Raw genomic sequence first — 15,900 nt, forward strand, 5'->3', positions numbered from 1 at the left:
GATTGCGATGATGATTCGCTGCAGTGAAAAACATCGGCAGGAATGTCTGGATTATCTGAGGCAAAGCCCGTCGCTGAATTTGTTTTTGATCGGGGACATTGAGAACTATGGATTCAATCAGGGGTTTCAAACTGTTTTTATTGATAAAGATGAATTTGTACATGGCATTTATCTGGTGTATTATCATAACCTGGTGATCGCCAGCGAAGAAAATCGCGTCGACTCGCAGTTTGTCGAACGGCTGGTTCAAGAATATGAAATTCAGGCGATTCAAGGGCGTAAAGAGGTGCTGGATGGGCTGGCGCTGGATGCCTTCAGCCGTGAGGAATGCTTGTTTTGCGAATTGGACGCGCTGACAGCGGAACCGGTATCGGATCCGCAGATCCGCCAGGCCCAGCCGCAGGATGCCCAGCGGATAAAAGGGCTGCTGGAAGAGGTGTTCCAGACGGACAACGAAGCGGCGATGATTGCACACCGGATTGAAACACGGGAAGGCCGCCATTTCCTGATTGAGCGGGGCGGCCAGGTGATCTGCCAGGCCAACAGCACAGCGGAAACCGCAGAAGCGGCGATGATCGGCGGCGTGGCGACACGCGCGGACTGTCGGCGTCAGGGGTTAGCCAGCGCGGTGATGACGGCGCTGTGCGGACAGTTGCTAAGTGAAGGTAAAAAACCATGCCTGTTCTTCGAAAACGAGGAAGCGGGAAGAATTTACAGCCGGCTGGGCTTTGTGCCGATCGGCCGCTGGACATTGATGCTGCGTCAGAAGGAAGGATCGCGTTGACCTTCCTTTTCCTTTCCGGCGAAGCGATGAAGGCTTAGAATGTTGCGGCAATCTGGGAAAGCCTTAGAGGCGACACCTTTTAGCCGGAGCCCATTCCGCCGGGAAAATGAAAATTCTGAAACCCGCAGCTCGGGGATAGAAATGACTCGCGTTTCATGTATAATATAGAAAGTCTGAATCAACAATTTGAAATTCAGGGATTTTACGGGGAGTTGAATCGAGGCTTTGAGGAAAATTGAATCTCGTGGCTTAAAATAAGGAACGATTTCATGATCCAAGTCCGTGAAAATCAGCTTAAAGAAGAGAAAAGCAGAGGTGGCGAACAATGGTTTTAATTGAGATGCTGAATGAAAATCAGAAAAAGGCCGTGCTGACGTCCAGCCAGTATGTCCGGATTATCGCGGGGGCCGGCAGCGGCAAGACGCGCGTGCTGACGATGCGGATCGCGCATTTGATCGAGCAGTGTCATGTCTGGCCGAATAAAATTCTGGCGATCACCTTCACCAACAAGGCCGCCAACGAAATGAAGGAGCGCATCCGGCAGATGCTTCCGGAACAAGGTAACGCCGTGTTCATTTCAACCATTCACTCGCTGTGCGTGCGGATTTTGCGCGAGGATATCCCGGCGATGGGCATGCCCCGCAACTTCACGGTCATGGACGCCGATGATCAGCGCAGCATTCTGAAGGAAGCCTACAAGGAATTCGGTCTGGATAAGCAGACCTATACCTTCGGTTCGATGCTGGACTACATTGCCAATAACAAAGCCGCTGAGATCAGCCCGGAGCGGGCCTATGTGTTCGCCGGCGATCTGCGCGGGGAAAACGACAAGGCGAAGGTCTACGAATATTACGTCAACCGTCAGCAGGCGATCTACGCGCTGGACTTCGACGATCTGCTTCTGTATACCGTGCGGATGTTCCGCCAGTTTGCGGAAATTCAGGCCAAGTGGGTGCAGCGTTTCCATTATATCCACGTCGACGAGTTCCAGGATATCGACAAGATCCAGTACGATTTGATCCAGCTCTTGGCCGGCAACGACAACTCTGTCTATGTCGTCGGTGATCCGGATCAGACGATTTACACCTGGCGCGGGGCGGACGTCAACATCATCATGAATTTTGAAAAAGATTACCAGCCATGCGAAACCATCGTTCTGAATGAAAACTACCGTTCGACCCCAAGCATCCTGAACGGCGCCAACGCGCTGATTCACAACAATCGCAACCGTGTGGAAAAGGATCTATTTACCAGCCGGCCGGACAACGGCGCGATCACGCACTATTCCAGCGCCGGGGAAGAATATGAAGCAACCTGGATTGCCTGCAAGATCAACGAGCTGCACAAGCAAGGCCAGCGCTACCGCGACTGCGCGATTCTCTACCGTTCCAACTACCTCTCCCGCGCGCTTGAAAAAGCGATGATCGAGCAGCGGATTCCGTATGTGATCTACGGCGGCATCAAGTTCTACGAACGGGCGGAAATCAAGGACGCCCTGTGCTATCTGCGGATGGTGTGCGGCAGCGACGATCTGGCGCTGATGCGGATCATCAACGTTCCGCGGCGGGGGCTGGGCAACAAGACGATGGACACGATCGTGCAACGGGCTCGGGAAACGGGCAAGACGATGTACGAGGTTATCCGCGATGAAAAGGTTGTCAGCGGCAAGGCCCAGACAACGATCGACAACTTTGTTAAAATGGTGGAAAAGTGGAAGAATCTGGCGCCTTCGACACCGATCAGCCGGCTGCTGGAAATGATCCTGCTGGACAGCGGCTACCGTTCGATGCTGGAAGCGGATAAGGAAAATGAGCGGCTGGAAAACCTGAAGGAACTGATCACCGATATTGAAAGCTATACGGTCAATTACCCGGACAGTTCACTGGAAGAATACCTGCAGCTGGTTTCGCTGTATGGCGATAAAGGCGCGGAGGACGGCGGCGATCACGTTCAGCTGATGACGGTTCACGCGGCGAAGGGGCTGGAATTCGATACGGTCTTTGTCTACGGGATGAGCGAAGGGATTTTCCCGAACGACCGCGCGATGCAGGAAAGCCAGCTGAAAGGGCTGGAGGAAGAACGCAGGCTGGCGTACGTCGCCTTCACGCGTGCCCAGAACAAGCTGTATCTGACGGAAAGCTCAGGCTTCAGCTACATTTTAAGCCGGATTAAAGTGCCGTCGCGGTTTATCAAGGAAATCGATCCGCAATATATCGAACACATCGGCGCGACCTTCGATACCGGCAAGCCGAAGGAAATCAAGCTGCACTCCGCGCTGTTTGAGGACGAAGCGCCATTTGAGGAAAGAATCGCCTCCAAGCCGCGGACGAAGTGGAAGAAGGGCGATCACGTCCGCCATGCCGCTTTCGGCGAGGGCGTCGTGCTGGAATACAGCGAAGGCATGCTGAAAATCGCGTTTGCCTTTCCGTTCGGCGTGCGCAAAATCATGGCGACCCATCCATCGATCCAGAAAGCTGAGGAAGTTGAATAATCCTTTCCTCGCGTCAGGCTGAATCGGCAGCTGCCGGCTTGCGGCAGAATCGAAGCGAGAGCCTGCGTCGCGACTTGGGGAAAAGCGAGAATTCCATGGGCATTCCAAGGCGGTGTAAGCTGCGTCAGAAGCTGGATTGAACGCAAAATTTGGATTGAATGCAGAAAAACAGAAGACCCTCCGCGCTCCTGGAATCAGGGAAACCGGAGGGTTTTTATGTCGTTTTTGACGGCGCTCTTTTTTTCTCTCTTAGCATGAGTGAGTGATAGGCTCTGGGAAACAAGGGGTGAGGGGCACGGCGCGGCTGCGGATTCGATCCGATAAATTTGCCGAGCTTCCGTTACGGATCTGATCGCGGGAGTCCGCTGTGAGGAAGCGGGATGTAAAAGAAAAGTGAAAAGAAGCGGCCGGGGAACGATTAGATTGCGTAAACTTGGTAAAGATGATGAAGAAAACATTTGTTCTTATGCTATAATAAACTGGATATTTCAGGAGGTACAGTGATGAGCGAAGATCGCATTCTTGCGCTGCGCAGGCAGCTGAATCAATATAACTATGAATATCATGTGCTGGACCATCCGACCGTCAGCGATGCGGAGTACGACCAACTGATGCGGGAGCTGATCACCCTGGAGCAGCAGCATCCCGAACTGTTCGATCCCAACTCCCCAACCCAGCGCGTCGGCGGTCAGGTGTTGGAAGAATTTAATAAGATTACGCATAAACGTCCGATGCTTTCGTTAGGCGACGTCTTCAACAAGGAAGAACTTTTTGAATTTGCCCGCAAAGCGGAAGCCGAAGTCGGTCCGGTGGAATATTGCTGCGAATGCAAAATCGACGGTCTGGCGATGTCGCTGAATTACCAGGGCGGCCGGTTTCAGTATGCCGTGACCCGCGGCGATGGGGTCGTGGGCGAGGACGTGACGCATAACGTCCGCACGATCAAGTCGATTCCAATGGAAATTGATTATGAAGGCGAGCTGGAAGTCCGCGGCGAGGTCTACATGCCGAAGGCCAGCTTTGAACGCTTAAACCAGAAGCGCCGGGAAAACGGAGAGGAAGAATTTGCCAATCCACGCAACGCGGCGGCCGGCTCGATCCGGCAGCTGGACTCAAAAGTTGCGGCTTCCCGCGGTCTGGACGCTTTGTGGTACCACGTTCCGCAGGGGCCGCAGTTGGGACATCATCAGCACTCACAATCGCTCGATTTCATCCACAGCCTGGGCTTCCGGATCAATCCGCTGAACCGGCTGTGCCGCAATATGGAGGAAGTGTGGCAGTTTGTCGAGGATCTGACGTTAATGCGCAGCGATCTGCCGTATGAGATCGACGGCATCGTCATCAAGGTCAACGATTATGAAAAGCAGCAGCAGTTAGGCTTTACGGCGAAAACCCCGAAGTGGGCGATCGCGTATAAATTCCCGGCAGAGGAAGCGGTGACGCGGCTGGAAAACATCTTCGTCACGGTTGGCCGAACCGGCAAGATCACGCCGAACGCCCAGTTGACGCCGGTGCGTCTGGCAGGGACAAGCGTTGGTTTCGCGCAGCTGCACGATGAGGATATGATTAAGGATAAGGATATCCGGATCGGCGATTACGTTGTCGTCCACAAGGCCGGCGATATCATCCCGGAAATTGTCGCGAGCGTGCCGGAAAAACGCGATGGCTCGCAAGTGCCGTATGTTTTTCCAAAGGTTTGTCCGGTCTGCGGGATGCCGCTTGTCCGTTATCCCGACGAAGCCCATCACTTCTGCATCAACAACGACTGTCCGGCGCGGGTTGTCGAGTCGATCGCTCACTTCTGCAGCCGCGACGCGATGAATATCGACGGACTGGGCGTCAAACGCGTGGAGCTGTTTCATTCTCAGGGATGGCTGAACACCGTCGAGGATATTTACAATCTGAAGGATCACTACGACGAAATTCTCGAAACCCCGAAAATGGGAAAGAAAAGCGCCGATAACCTGTTGGAAGCGATTGAGAATTCGAAGCAGAATTCACTGGAGAAGCTGTTGTACGGTTTAGGCATCCGCCAGATCGGCGAGAAGGCCGCGAAGATTCTGGCCTACCGGTTTGAAACGATGCAGGCCCTGATGCAGGCAACCTATGAAGAACTGGAAGAAATCAAGGACATCGGCGCGATCACCGCCCAGACTGTGCTGGACTTCTTCCATGATGAAGCCAATCAGCATTTGATCGAAGCCCTGATCGGCCACGGTTTGAATATGATTTGTCTGAAAGAGGAACAGGTGGAAACGATCTTCACTGGCAAGACCATCGTACTGACCGGCACCCTGGCGACGATGACCCGGCCGGAAGCTCAGGCGTTGCTCGAGCATCTGGGCGCTACGGTGTCCGGCAGTGTTTCCAAACGCACTGATTTTGTGATCTATGGCGAAAACGCCGGCTCCAAGCTGACGAAAGCCCAGAGTCTGGGCGTCGCGACGATGACGGAAAGCGAATTCATGGAAGAGGTCAACCGCCATGCGGAATAACCGCTGGGGCTTGATTTTGCTGGCGCTCAGCCTGACGCTGAGCCTGGTCGGCTGCTCCCCGAAAGCGCCGGAGGAAACCGGCGACGGCACGGTGATCAGCAGCTATTCCTCAGACGATTACCAGACGCTGCTGCCTCACGAACTGTCCGAAGGCCGGTATTGGCGGGGCAACACGAACAGCCGCTTTGATTTGATGCAGATGCCGAAAGAGCTGATCGAATTAAGCAAGCAGCACTTTCCGGTCAAGGACAATTATCTGCAGGCCGGACAGATCTTGAAATATGAGGATATTCAGGAGCTGCAGCGCTATGAAAGCAGCGATCACTCCTATGGACTCAATCCCAGCGGCAACTTTGAGATCAGCGATGCGATTATTCTGGAACGGCCATACATCGTCTACGGCATCGTTGAGATCGATTTCATCGCGAAGGAAGACCAGAAAACGCTCAACGGCATTTCGGTCGGCATTCTGATGAACAGCTCTGTGACCAGCGGCGACAGCACCGTGGAAATCCCGCAGGACAAGCTGTATACCTATGCCAGCACGATCGGCCGCAAACTGGAACGCTACTTCCGCAACAAAGCCGAAGTCGACGCTGATCTGCCGATCTATATCACGTTTTACAGTTCAAATTCAACCAGTTCCAGCGTCCCGGGAGCATTCATCGGTCAGGGGCTGTTTACCAGCCGCAGCGGCCAGTTCACGCCGATTGAGGAACAATGGGTGCTGATCCCGAGCGATCAGGCGACAGCGCTGGACGGCGTGTTGTCGTCCCAATTCAGCACGGTCAAGGCCGGCGTCAAGGATTTCATGCCGGAAAATGTCAATATCATCGGTAAGGCCCGCTACACTAACGACACGGCGGACTATCTCAAGATTACCGTGACCGTTCAGGCCAAGAGCTACACGGAGATCTACTCTCTGATGCAGCTGCTTAACGAGCTGTCGGCCAATTTCTCCAGCACCGACATGGAGCTGATCATCGTGATCAAGCAGCTGGAAGAAACCGTGATGATTCTGCACCGCGAAAAAGGCACGATGAAAACCACGGTGCTGGATATCAGCTGACCTCTGTTTGAAAAGCGCGGCCCTTGACAAGCCAGCTAAAAAAAGCAAGGCTGAAACGCTCTGGCGGAAATAAAAGAAACAACTGAAAAAAGAAACAGTAAAAGAAGAAACAGTAAAGGAAGAAGCAAAGAAGGAGAAGAAGGATGGAAGAAATCAAAGATCCCGCTTATTTTAAAGAATTAGCGCACCGGTTGATGTTCGATCTCAGCGACGCGGAAGCCGCTGATATCGCGGCCGAATTCGAAACGTTGAACAAACAGCTGAGACTGCTGGAAAGCATCGACACGACGGGGGTGGAACCGATGGTCTACCCGTTTGAAACACCGACGAATTATCTGCGCGAGGATGTCGTCGATCATGTGATCAGCCGTGAAGACGCGCTGGCCAACGCGCCGAAAGTCAGAGAATGCCACATTGTGGTTCCGAAGGTGGTGAAGTAAAATGGCAACGATGAGTGAATTAAAAGCGACGACGACCGCCCGCGAACGGGTGGAAGCGGCTGTAGCCAAAGCGCAGGCTTCCCAGCCGCGGCTCAATGCGGTGGTGACGTTCGTCGACGTTGAAGATCAGCTGGCGGCGCTGGATACGATCCCGGATGGTCCGTTTCACGGCATGCCGGTGGTCTTAAAGGATAACGTCTGTACGCGCGGCGTCCGCACAACCGCTTCCAGCAAGATTCTGGATAACTATGTTCCGGTGTATAACGCACACATCGTCGACAAGCTGAAGGCAGCCGGCGCTGTGGTGATCGCCAAAGCGTCGATGGACGAGCTGGCGATGGGCGGCACTAATTTAACGGCGGCGACCGGCCCGGTGTATAATCCATATGACCGTACCCGCATGGCGGGCGGCTCCTCCGGCGGCAGCGCAGCGTTAGTCGCGGCGGGTGTCGTTCCGTTTGCGGTCGGCTCCGATACTGGGGATTCTGTGCGCAAACCTGCGTCGTTCTGCGGTGTTCTGGGCATGAAGCCGACCTATGGCCGGATTTCCCGCTATGGCATCATTCCTTATTCCTCTTCGCTCGATCACGTCGGCTATTTCACGCGCAGCGCGCTGGATGCGGCCGAGGCCTTAAAAGTGCTGGCCGGCCGGGATGATCGCGACATGACCTCGGCTGACAGACCGGTGCCGGACTACGCGGCAGCGCTGAACAGCGAGATTAAGGGACGACGCGTCGCAGTATTTAAAAACGTGATCGACGCGCTGGCCAATCCGGAAGTGAAAGCCCTGTTTGAAAAGACCGTCGAAGCTTTAAAAGCGAAGGGCGCAGTAGTGGAAGAAGTCAGTCTGCGCGAGGATCTGTTGAAAGCGATTCTGCCGGCTTACTACTTAATCGCCAACTGCGAAGCGACGGCCAATCACTCCAATCTGGACGGCATCCGGTTCGGCGTTCAGCAGCCGGGCAGCAGTATGGAAGAAATCATGATTCAGTCGCGCACCAAGGGCTTCGGCTCGTTGATTCGCAAGCGGTTTGTCATTGGCAGCTACGGTCTGTTTGTCGAAAATCAGGAAAAGCTGTTCCGCCAGGCGCAGCGGGTGCGCCGCCTGATCGTCGAGAATGTCGCGGAGGTTATGAAGGATTACGATATTCTGATCGCGCCCGCCAGCAGCGATGTCGCGCCGAAGCTGGACGATCACTCCCGTGACGAATTGTCCGACGGTTATCTGATCGCGGAGAATCACATGGTCATCGGCAACTTTACCGGGTATCCAAGCTGTACGGTGCCGATGGGCTTGATCGAGGGGCTGCCGGTCGGCTTAAACATGACGGCGAAGGCCTGGGATGAACAGAGCCTGTTCGACTTTGCGGCGGCGATGGAAGATATCACCGGCCTGAAGGACGCCACAGCGGAGGGAATTGAATAATGGAATACGAAGTCATTATCGGAATTGAAATACATTGTGAGTTAAAGACCAAAACCAAGATGTTCTCCGGCGCTCCGGTGTTGTTCGGCGCTCCGGCCAACACCTGCGTTAACGAGATTGATTTAGGCCATCCCGGCACGATGCCGTGTCTGAACAAGCAGGCCGTCGCGATGGCGGTGCAGGCTTGTACGGCGCTGAACATGGAGATCGATCCGCTGGTGCGGTTCGACCGGAAAAACTATTACTATACTGACCTGCCGAAAGGTTTCCAGATCACCCAGCAGTTCTACCCGATCGGCCGCCGCGGACATGTCGAGATTGAAACGGAAAACGGGCCGAAGGTCATCCGGATTGAACGGCTGCACATGGAAGAAGATACAGCGAAGCAGTTTCACTATGACGCCGGTACGCTGATCGACTTCAACCGCGCCGGTACGCCGCTGGTGGAAATCGTATCGGAACCGGATATCCGCAGCGGCAGGGAAGCGATGGCATATGTCGAAAAGCTCAGACAGACACTGTATTACCTGGGCGTTTCCGACGTCAAGATGGAAGAAGGATCGATGCGCTGCGACGTCAACATCTCGCTGCGTCCGGTCGGAACAGAGAAATTCGGCGTTAAGACGGAAATTAAAAACCTCAATTCCATCAGCAACGTCCAGAAAGCGGTCGAGTATGAAATTGAACGTCAGACACAGATCTTGAACGAAGGCGGTCAGGTCGTTCAGGAAACCCGCCGCTTCGACGAGGCATCGCGCACGACGATCTCAATGCGGAAAAAGGAAGGCGCTGTGGATTACAAATATTTCCCGGAACCGAATATTTTCCCGATCCAGCTCGATCCGGAGTGGATTCGTCAGCTGCAGGCCGCGATGCCGGAAATGCCGGAAGTTCGCCAGGCCCGGTATGCCGAGCTGGGGCTGCCGGAGAACGATATCGCGCTGTTAGTCGCGAATAAGGAGTTGGCCGATTACTACGATCAGGTCATGAAGCACACGCAGCACGCCAAGATCGCCGCCAACTGGGTAATCGTCGAGCTGCCGGCCGGATTGACGAAGCTGAACACGAAGCTGGCTGAAAACCCGGTTGCGCCGCAGGCGATGGCTGAGCTGGTCAACATGATCGTCGGCGGAGAAATCTCCGGCAAGCAGGCGAAGATCGTCTTTGAGGAAGTACTTCAGGGGAAGGATCCGAAGCAGGTCGCTCAGGAAAAAGGCATGAAACAGCTGTCCGATTCTTCCGCGCTGATCGCGCTGATCAATCAGGTTTTGGATGAACAGCCGCAGTCGATCACAGACTATAAAAACGGGAAGGACCGCGCCGTCGGCTTCCTGGTCGGTCAGGTCATGAAAAAGTCCAAAGGCCAGGCCAATCCGGCGATGACCAACAAGCTGATCGTCGAGGAATTGAAGAAAAGAATCTGATTGAAGGGGGACATCCAGGCGTTACTGACGCTTTCGGTGTCCTTTTTCTTACAAAAAACGCAGGGTTCAGGAAATGACTGGTCAAATCCCTTCTTTTCCTGTAAAATAGTAAAAGATAAGGAGTGAAGGACTTTGTCTGAACAAAAGAAAACAGTGAAGAAGAAACCGGCCGCGGCGCCGGCAAAGAAACATAAAACGAAGAAGAATGATAAATCCACAATGATTTTGATTGTGGGCTTGGTACTGATCGCGATTCCATGCGCGATTCTGGGATGGATTTTGATCAGCGCGTCCATGGATACGGGGAAGCCGATCAACGGCGATCGGTTCAAGGGCGATCTGGATCCGGCGATCACCAAGGATCAGCTGTCGGAAATCGAAAGTCGGATCAAGGCTGAAAACCAGGTGGAGAAGGTCACTGTGGAACTGACGACGGCGACGCTGCGGGTGTATGTTGATACCGTGGATTCGATCAGCGATGAGGAAGCGAGTGCTTTGTCGGAAACGGCGTACAATGATGTGACGGCGGTGCTGAATGAAGGGACTTACTTTACGGCGTCGAATGGCAAGAAGATGTATGACCTGGAAGTGCATGTCTACAACAATGTTGATAAATCGGGGTCCGAGGATTATGTGTATGTGATCCGCGCGAAAAACTCCAGTATGGAACAGGCTGCGACGCAGATCGTCTCAAAACCGCTGGATGCCGATCTGGCCCGGCAGCTGCGCGAGGAACTGGCAGAAAAGCGGAATCCTCAGGCGGCGAAGGATGACGATGACGAGGTCGTTGGCGGCGAGGATACGGAAGCGCAGGACGACACGAAGGAATAAAGGGCGGAAGCCCTTTTTCGTTTTTGGATCGGTGTCAGGGCTTGAGGTTTGGTTGTTTCATCGTTGCGATGCGCTGAAATTATGATTCAGAAAGGGGAACGGAGAATGGCGTTAAAGAAGAATGATGTGTTTACAGGAGTAGCTGTCGACTATACGTTTGATGGACTGGGGGTAGTTCGTCATGAAGGATTGTGTTTCTTCGTGAAGGATTTATTGAAGGGGGAAAGTGCGGAGATCGGGGTGACGGCCGTGAAGAAAAACGTGGGTTATGGCCGGGTGATCCGGCGCTTATCCGAGAGTCCGCAGCGCGTTGAGCCGCGTTGCCCCGTTGCGCGTCAGTGCGGAGGCTGTCAGCTGCAGATAATGGGGGCTGAGCTGCAGGCAGAGTTTAAGCGCCATCGGGTTGCGGATTGTTTCCAGCGGATCGGACATCTGGACGTGGAGGTTCAGCCGGTGTTGTCGATGGAATTTCCCTGGAACTATCGTAATAAGGTGCAGGTGCCGGTGGGGGTCAACCGGGATGGAAAACTGGTCTGCGGCTATTATCGTAGTCATTCGCATGATATTGTGGATTTTGACGAATGCTGCCTGCACAGCGAACTGGAGAATCAGATTTTGAGATCGCTGCGGTCCTGGATTGAGGAAGCGGGCGATCCGGCGCAGCTGCGGCATTTGTTGATCAAGCATGCGTTTAAGACAGGGCAGGTCATGGTTGTGTTAATCGCGAAATCGGAAAGACTGAAAGGGAAAGACGAACTGATAGAGCGTTTGACTGTGGCGTATCCGCAGATTCGCAGCATCATCCTGAATGTGAACGAGCGTGAGGATAATGTGATTCTGGGGGATCGGGAGATCGTGTTGTGGGGATCGGCTTCGATTGAGGAAGAGTTGTTGGGGCTGCGATTCCAGATTTCGGCGAAGTCGTTTTATCAGATTAATCCGGTCCAGACGGAAGTGTTGTATACGAAGGCGATCGAGCTGGCTGGTTTAACCGGGGAGGAAACGGTGATCGACGTGTATTGCGGCACAGGCACGATTGGATTGAGTGCGGCCCGGAAGGCGAAGCGGGTGATCGGCATCGAGATTGTTCCTTCGGCGGTGGAGGATGCGAAGAGGAACGCGGTCCGCAACGGGATCGCCAACGCGGAGTTTATCTGCGGCGATGCGGGAGTGTGCACGGCGCAGTTGTTGGAGCGGAGGATTCAGCCGGATGTGGCGATCGTAGACCCGCCGCGCAAGGGACTGGACGGGGCGACGATTGATTCGTTGGTCAGGATGAATCCGAAGCGGATTGTGTATGTTTCGTGCGATCCGGCGACCTTGGCACGGGATTGCGCGGTGTTGAATGAGCGGGGGTATGGCGTGGAGGTTGTGCAGCCGGTGGATATGTTTCCGCAGACGACGCATGTGGAGACTGTGGCTTTGTTGGAGAGGAAAGGCTGTAAAACAAAGGGTTTCGGGGATTGGAGGCGGATATGTGGATGTGCTTTTGTGGTTGGTTAAGATGAAATATGTTTTCGGTTACCGTGGTGGGGTAAAGGAAATGAACGTTTTAGCAAAAGACTTGGAAGTTGGATTTTTATATTCAAATGTAAATTAAAGAAAATGTACAGTTATGGAGAAAAAGATGATGTTAACAAATAATCAAATCGGAAATGTAAGATCAGCATTTGAAAGTATTCTGAGAGCAGACTATATCAATATTAATGAAATCACCCAATTGAAAGATTTGGATAGTTATTATATTGATATGTTTGGAAATCTTAGTTTGTTATTGCAACGCCAAGATAATTATGCTGTAGGAAGGAGAGGAACGGGGAAAACTGCGTTATTATTGAGGGGATACTACGAATGTTTAAAAACAATATCCTCTAAGGTGAAAGGGGAGAGTGAGTATTTCGTTGATAAAAAAATATTACCAATATATATTGATCTTAGTAATTGCAATGAGATATTTAGTGATAATTCAGAATTAGTGTCTATTGAAATTCACATGGTACGTCAAATAATTCAATCTTTAAAGGCGCAATTAAGGTTAATGTTTGATGAGAAATTTCTCAATAAATTTAGAAAAGAAAACCAAGCGTTTGATGATCTTACGTTCATTGAAGATGCCTTATTAAATGGATTAGCTATTCAAAATTCAAGGAAATTGGATATTAATGATGAATATAAGAATAAAGTAGGTGAAAATTTTCAAGGTAAATTAAATCTATCTGGGGCTGAAATTAATGCAAATAGTTCGAATGAAATCGAAAATTCAAGTTCTATGACTTACAAACAAATAAGAGGTCTAGATATACAAAGTTTCTTGAATAAAATAAATGAAATACGTAACAAAGCAGGTATTGATGATATATATGTTTTTTTAGATGAGTTTTCGGACTTGAATGATACAGAACAAAGAATATTATCTGTACTAATTAAAAAGTTCTTAGGTTCTAAGGTCAATATGTTTTTTAAAATTGGTGTTATTACTGACAGATTTTCTTTTGGTGATAAAATAAGAATTGGACGAGATATATATCCGATACCTTTAGATCTGAATGAATTTGTTGAACGATTTGGTGGATTGACACCAACGCTAAAACGTATGCAATTATATATGGAACAGTTGATTGAAAAAAGGCTGTCTCTTTTTTGTCAAGGCTTATCATTTAATGATGTATTTGAAGGGTCAAAAGATTCAGTTACTGAGAGGATATCAACAGAGGCTATGGGAGTTCCAAGGAGTATTGGGTTAATACTTCAGAATGCTTGGATTCAAACGACAGCATCAAAGAATATCAAGAAAATAGGGATGCAGGAATTAAATTATGGAATTCGAGCAACCAGGAAAACTTATTTCAAACAATTTTCTGGCGCAATAAAAACTCAATTACTTTCAGGATTTTACATGGATATGTGGAGTGATATACTACAAAAAGCACTAGCTGAAAAACAAAAAAATTCAAGTAGACCTGCAAGTCATATTTTAATTGATCCAGTTCGTAAGGATTATATGAATATTTTTTGTGAATATTTTTTGACTCATTATTTAGAAGAAGGACGTTCATCTAAATATGGTGGTAATTACTCGTTATATTGTATTGATTATGATATATGTCAAGAAAATTCAATCAAGTTTGCATCTGATAAGGATGAGTATACATCAGTCAGATTTATCTATGATTCTGTTTTAAGCGAGTATGATGGTTATTTTATAAAAGACAAATTAAAAAGCTATAAATGTGAAACTTGTGGAAGAATTTATGAAGAAAATGAAGTGAGTCAAGCTAGAGTAAAGAGATGCTTTGATGACGACACAGTTTTAACTGAAATAATCCATAAAGATATTCCTGTTACAAAAGGAAATTATGTGGAAGTTGAGATAAAAATCTTAGGTTACATATCAGAGTTAGATTATGAACATGCGGAAAATGCTCGTCAAATATCAGATGCAGTTGGATGCAATTGGCAAAAAGTATCTAATTGGGGGTCAAAAGTTCTGGCAAAAAAAGGAATGATCCGGATTAGACAAGAAAGTAAAAATTTATATTATGGTATTTGAAATTATTGGTCAATAGTAAGAGTAAGTGTAGGTGAAGAGGAAAATGAGTTACGGGGCAGAGTAAAAGGGGAAACAGAGGAAAGCAAAATAAAAAAAGAACCAGATAATGAGGTAAAAGTGTTAAAATAACTGTAGAAACCAGATAAAAAAGGGTACAAGAAAAGATATTTAGCGAAATGCAATTTATTTCGTTGAGTAAATGCAGGTGCTAAATTCGTTCTTAGGCTGGCTTGTCAATGGATCTCCCTGTGTCTATTCTTTATTTGTTGAACAAACCCCGGAGGGAAAGGCAAACGTTTTCAGGAGCGATGGAAACAAGCCCTAATTTATCGAGCGTTTCGTTCCCGAAGAGAAGACTGAATAACTCAAGAGGCGAGTGATCATTCAGTCTTTTTCTTTTATAAGAATTGATATGGCTTGAAATGAGGTTCAATTCATCTTGTGTTAACTGATCGAAAGATGATCCTTTAGGATAGAATCTGCGCAACATTTCATGGTTATTCTCGCAAGTCCCTTTTTGATAGGAAGCAGCGGGATCACAGTAGAGTAAACGAGACCTGGATTGATGGAAGGCATCGTTTTCAATCGCCGTCGGATTGGAAAATTCGGAGCCATTATCCGTCAGGATGACTTCAAATATTTTCTTGAATAACTCAGGACCGAATCGTTGTTCATAAAGTTGATCCATCTGTTGAATTGTAGCTTGAGAGGTATGGTGGTCGGCCAGGAAGAATAATTGAAGATTGCAGGACTTGAAGAGAAACGTGAGAATCACCTTACCGCCTTTAATCCCTTCAACAGTATCCATCTCTACAACGGAGACATCCGGATGAGCTTGAACGAAGTCCAGGAAGTCTGCATAAGTTCGGTGAATCCGACATTGACTATCGACCTTATGTTCTTTCCGCCCTGATTTTCTAGGCTTTAAGCGGCACTTTCGAGGCAAATCTAAATTTTTGATACCGGGAAGCAGGTTGGCGTCAATGAGATTATAAATGGTTTTCTCATGACAAGGGAGAATATCAGCTTTAACCAGACAAGCATGATGTACGGATTGTTTATTCTCTTTAATAAGCGGAGTAAGCTCCCGCTGAATCAAAGCCAATTCAGCTTCGGTTAAATTAAATCCAGAACGGGTTTCAACGAGCCTCTGCCGATATTCCTGGTGGGCTTCTGCTGCCTTATAATCACGTTGTTCCAGGGAGCAGCGCTGACGCTGCCGACAGCCATTACAAACATAAGGAGGACGAGAGAGAGAGAAGGGCAGCACTCTTTTTCATAATCATAACAAACCCGGAAACAATGACCACAAAAACGACAATTCCCCTTTTGAAAATGGCACTGAGGCTGACAGACAAATTTTAGCCGGCATTCAAAGCGATGGAGGCAA

At 49.9% G+C, this 15,900-nt stretch carries 11 protein-coding genes; 10 read left to right on the forward strand and 1 reads right to left on the reverse strand.

Translation table 11 applies throughout. From position 1 onward, the window contains the following. Nucleotides 1-7: 7 nt before the first annotated feature. From BQ7364_RS11615 to BQ7364_RS11660, 10 genes are all read left to right on the forward strand, one after another. Nucleotides 8-784 (forward strand): GNAT family N-acetyltransferase, encoded by a 777-nt coding sequence (locus tag BQ7364_RS11615; protein ID WP_072684869.1) that lies wholly within the window; start codon nt 8-10, stop codon nt 782-784. A 325-nt stretch (nt 785-1,109) separates the two neighbouring features. Next, entirely contained in the window at nt 1,110-3,275 is a 2,166-nt protein-coding gene (locus BQ7364_RS11620; protein WP_072684870.1) for an ATP-dependent helicase, read from the forward strand. 503 nt (nt 3,276-3,778) lie between these two features. Continuing rightward, the gene (gene ligA / locus BQ7364_RS11625) at nt 3,779-5,770 is read left to right on the forward strand and encodes an NAD-dependent DNA ligase LigA (protein ID WP_072684871.1); all 1,992 of its coding nucleotides are present in this window, start codon (nt 3,779-3,781) and stop codon (nt 5,768-5,770) included. After that, nucleotides 5,760-6,839, forward strand: coding sequence for a CamS family sex pheromone protein (locus BQ7364_RS11630; RefSeq protein ID WP_072684872.1), 1,080 nt, complete (start codon nt 5,760-5,762; stop codon nt 6,837-6,839). The genes ligA and BQ7364_RS11630 overlap by 11 nt, the downstream gene beginning before the upstream one ends. A 143-nt stretch (nt 6,840-6,982) precedes the next feature. Further along, a complete protein-coding gene (gene gatC, locus BQ7364_RS11635) occupies nt 6,983-7,279 on the forward strand; it encodes an Asp-tRNA(Asn)/Glu-tRNA(Gln) amidotransferase subunit GatC (protein ID WP_072684873.1) in 297 nt (98 codons plus the stop codon). Nucleotide 7,280: 1 nt separating this feature from the next. Beyond that, the gene (locus tag BQ7364_RS11640; protein ID WP_139248626.1) at nt 7,281-8,705 is read left to right on the forward strand and encodes an amidase family protein; all 1,425 of its coding nucleotides are present in this window, start codon (nt 7,281-7,283) and stop codon (nt 8,703-8,705) included. Further along, complete coding sequence (gatB, locus tag BQ7364_RS11645) at nt 8,705-10,129, forward strand: Asp-tRNA(Asn)/Glu-tRNA(Gln) amidotransferase subunit GatB (RefSeq protein WP_006061102.1); 1,425 nt, start codon at nt 8,705-8,707, stop codon at nt 10,127-10,129. The genes BQ7364_RS11640 and gatB overlap by 1 nt, the downstream gene beginning before the upstream one ends. Nucleotides 10,130-10,261: 132 nt before the next feature. Then, nucleotides 10,262-10,960 (forward strand): hypothetical protein, encoded by a 699-nt coding sequence (locus tag BQ7364_RS11650; RefSeq protein ID WP_072684874.1) that lies wholly within the window; start codon nt 10,262-10,264, stop codon nt 10,958-10,960. A 105-nt stretch (nt 10,961-11,065) separates the two neighbouring features. Then, nucleotides 11,066-12,463 carry a 23S rRNA (uracil(1939)-C(5))-methyltransferase RlmD gene (gene rlmD, locus BQ7364_RS11655; protein WP_234973184.1) on the forward strand — a complete coding sequence of 466 codons (1,398 nt, stop codon included), beginning with the start codon at nt 11,066-11,068 and terminating at the stop codon, nt 12,461-12,463. 127 nt (nt 12,464-12,590) lie between these two features. Continuing rightward, nucleotides 12,591-14,510, forward strand: a complete 1,920-nt coding sequence (locus BQ7364_RS11660) for a hypothetical protein (protein ID WP_139248627.1) — start codon at nt 12,591-12,593, stop codon at nt 14,508-14,510. Between the two features lie 259 nt (nt 14,511-14,769). Here the strand turns inward: BQ7364_RS11660 and BQ7364_RS17545 are convergent, their stop codons facing one another. Continuing rightward, the gene (locus BQ7364_RS17545) at nt 14,770-15,780 is read right to left on the reverse strand and encodes an IS30 family transposase (RefSeq protein WP_139248628.1); all 1,011 of its coding nucleotides are present in this window, start codon (nt 15,778-15,780) and stop codon (nt 14,770-14,772) included. Nucleotides 15,781-15,900: the final 120 nt, after the last annotated feature.

The organism is Holdemania sp. Marseille-P2844 (genome assembly GCF_900120005.1).
In the GTDB taxonomy this organism is placed as follows: domain Bacteria; phylum Bacillota_I; class Bacilli_A; order Erysipelotrichales; family Erysipelotrichaceae; genus Holdemania.

Coding starts and splice junctions, on each gene's coding strand:
- BQ7364_RS11615 (WP_072684869.1), top strand. CDS start 8: ATGATGATTCGCTGCAGTGAAAAACATCGGCAGGAATGTCTGGATTAT.
- rlmD (WP_234973184.1), top strand. CDS start 11,066: ATGGCGTTAAAGAAGAATGATGTGTTTACAGGAGTAGCTGTCGACTAT.
- BQ7364_RS11640 (WP_139248626.1), top strand. CDS start 7,281: ATGGCAACGATGAGTGAATTAAAAGCGACGACGACCGCCCGCGAACGG.
- BQ7364_RS11620 (WP_072684870.1), top strand. CDS start 1,110: ATGGTTTTAATTGAGATGCTGAATGAAAATCAGAAAAAGGCCGTGCTG.
- ligA (WP_072684871.1), top strand. CDS start 3,779: ATGAGCGAAGATCGCATTCTTGCGCTGCGCAGGCAGCTGAATCAATAT.
- gatC (WP_072684873.1), top strand. CDS start 6,983: ATGGAAGAAATCAAAGATCCCGCTTATTTTAAAGAATTAGCGCACCGG.
- BQ7364_RS11660 (WP_139248627.1), top strand. CDS start 12,591: ATGTTAACAAATAATCAAATCGGAAATGTAAGATCAGCATTTGAAAGT.
- gatB (WP_006061102.1), top strand. CDS start 8,705: ATGGAATACGAAGTCATTATCGGAATTGAAATACATTGTGAGTTAAAG.
- BQ7364_RS11630 (WP_072684872.1), top strand. CDS start 5,760: ATGCGGAATAACCGCTGGGGCTTGATTTTGCTGGCGCTCAGCCTGACG.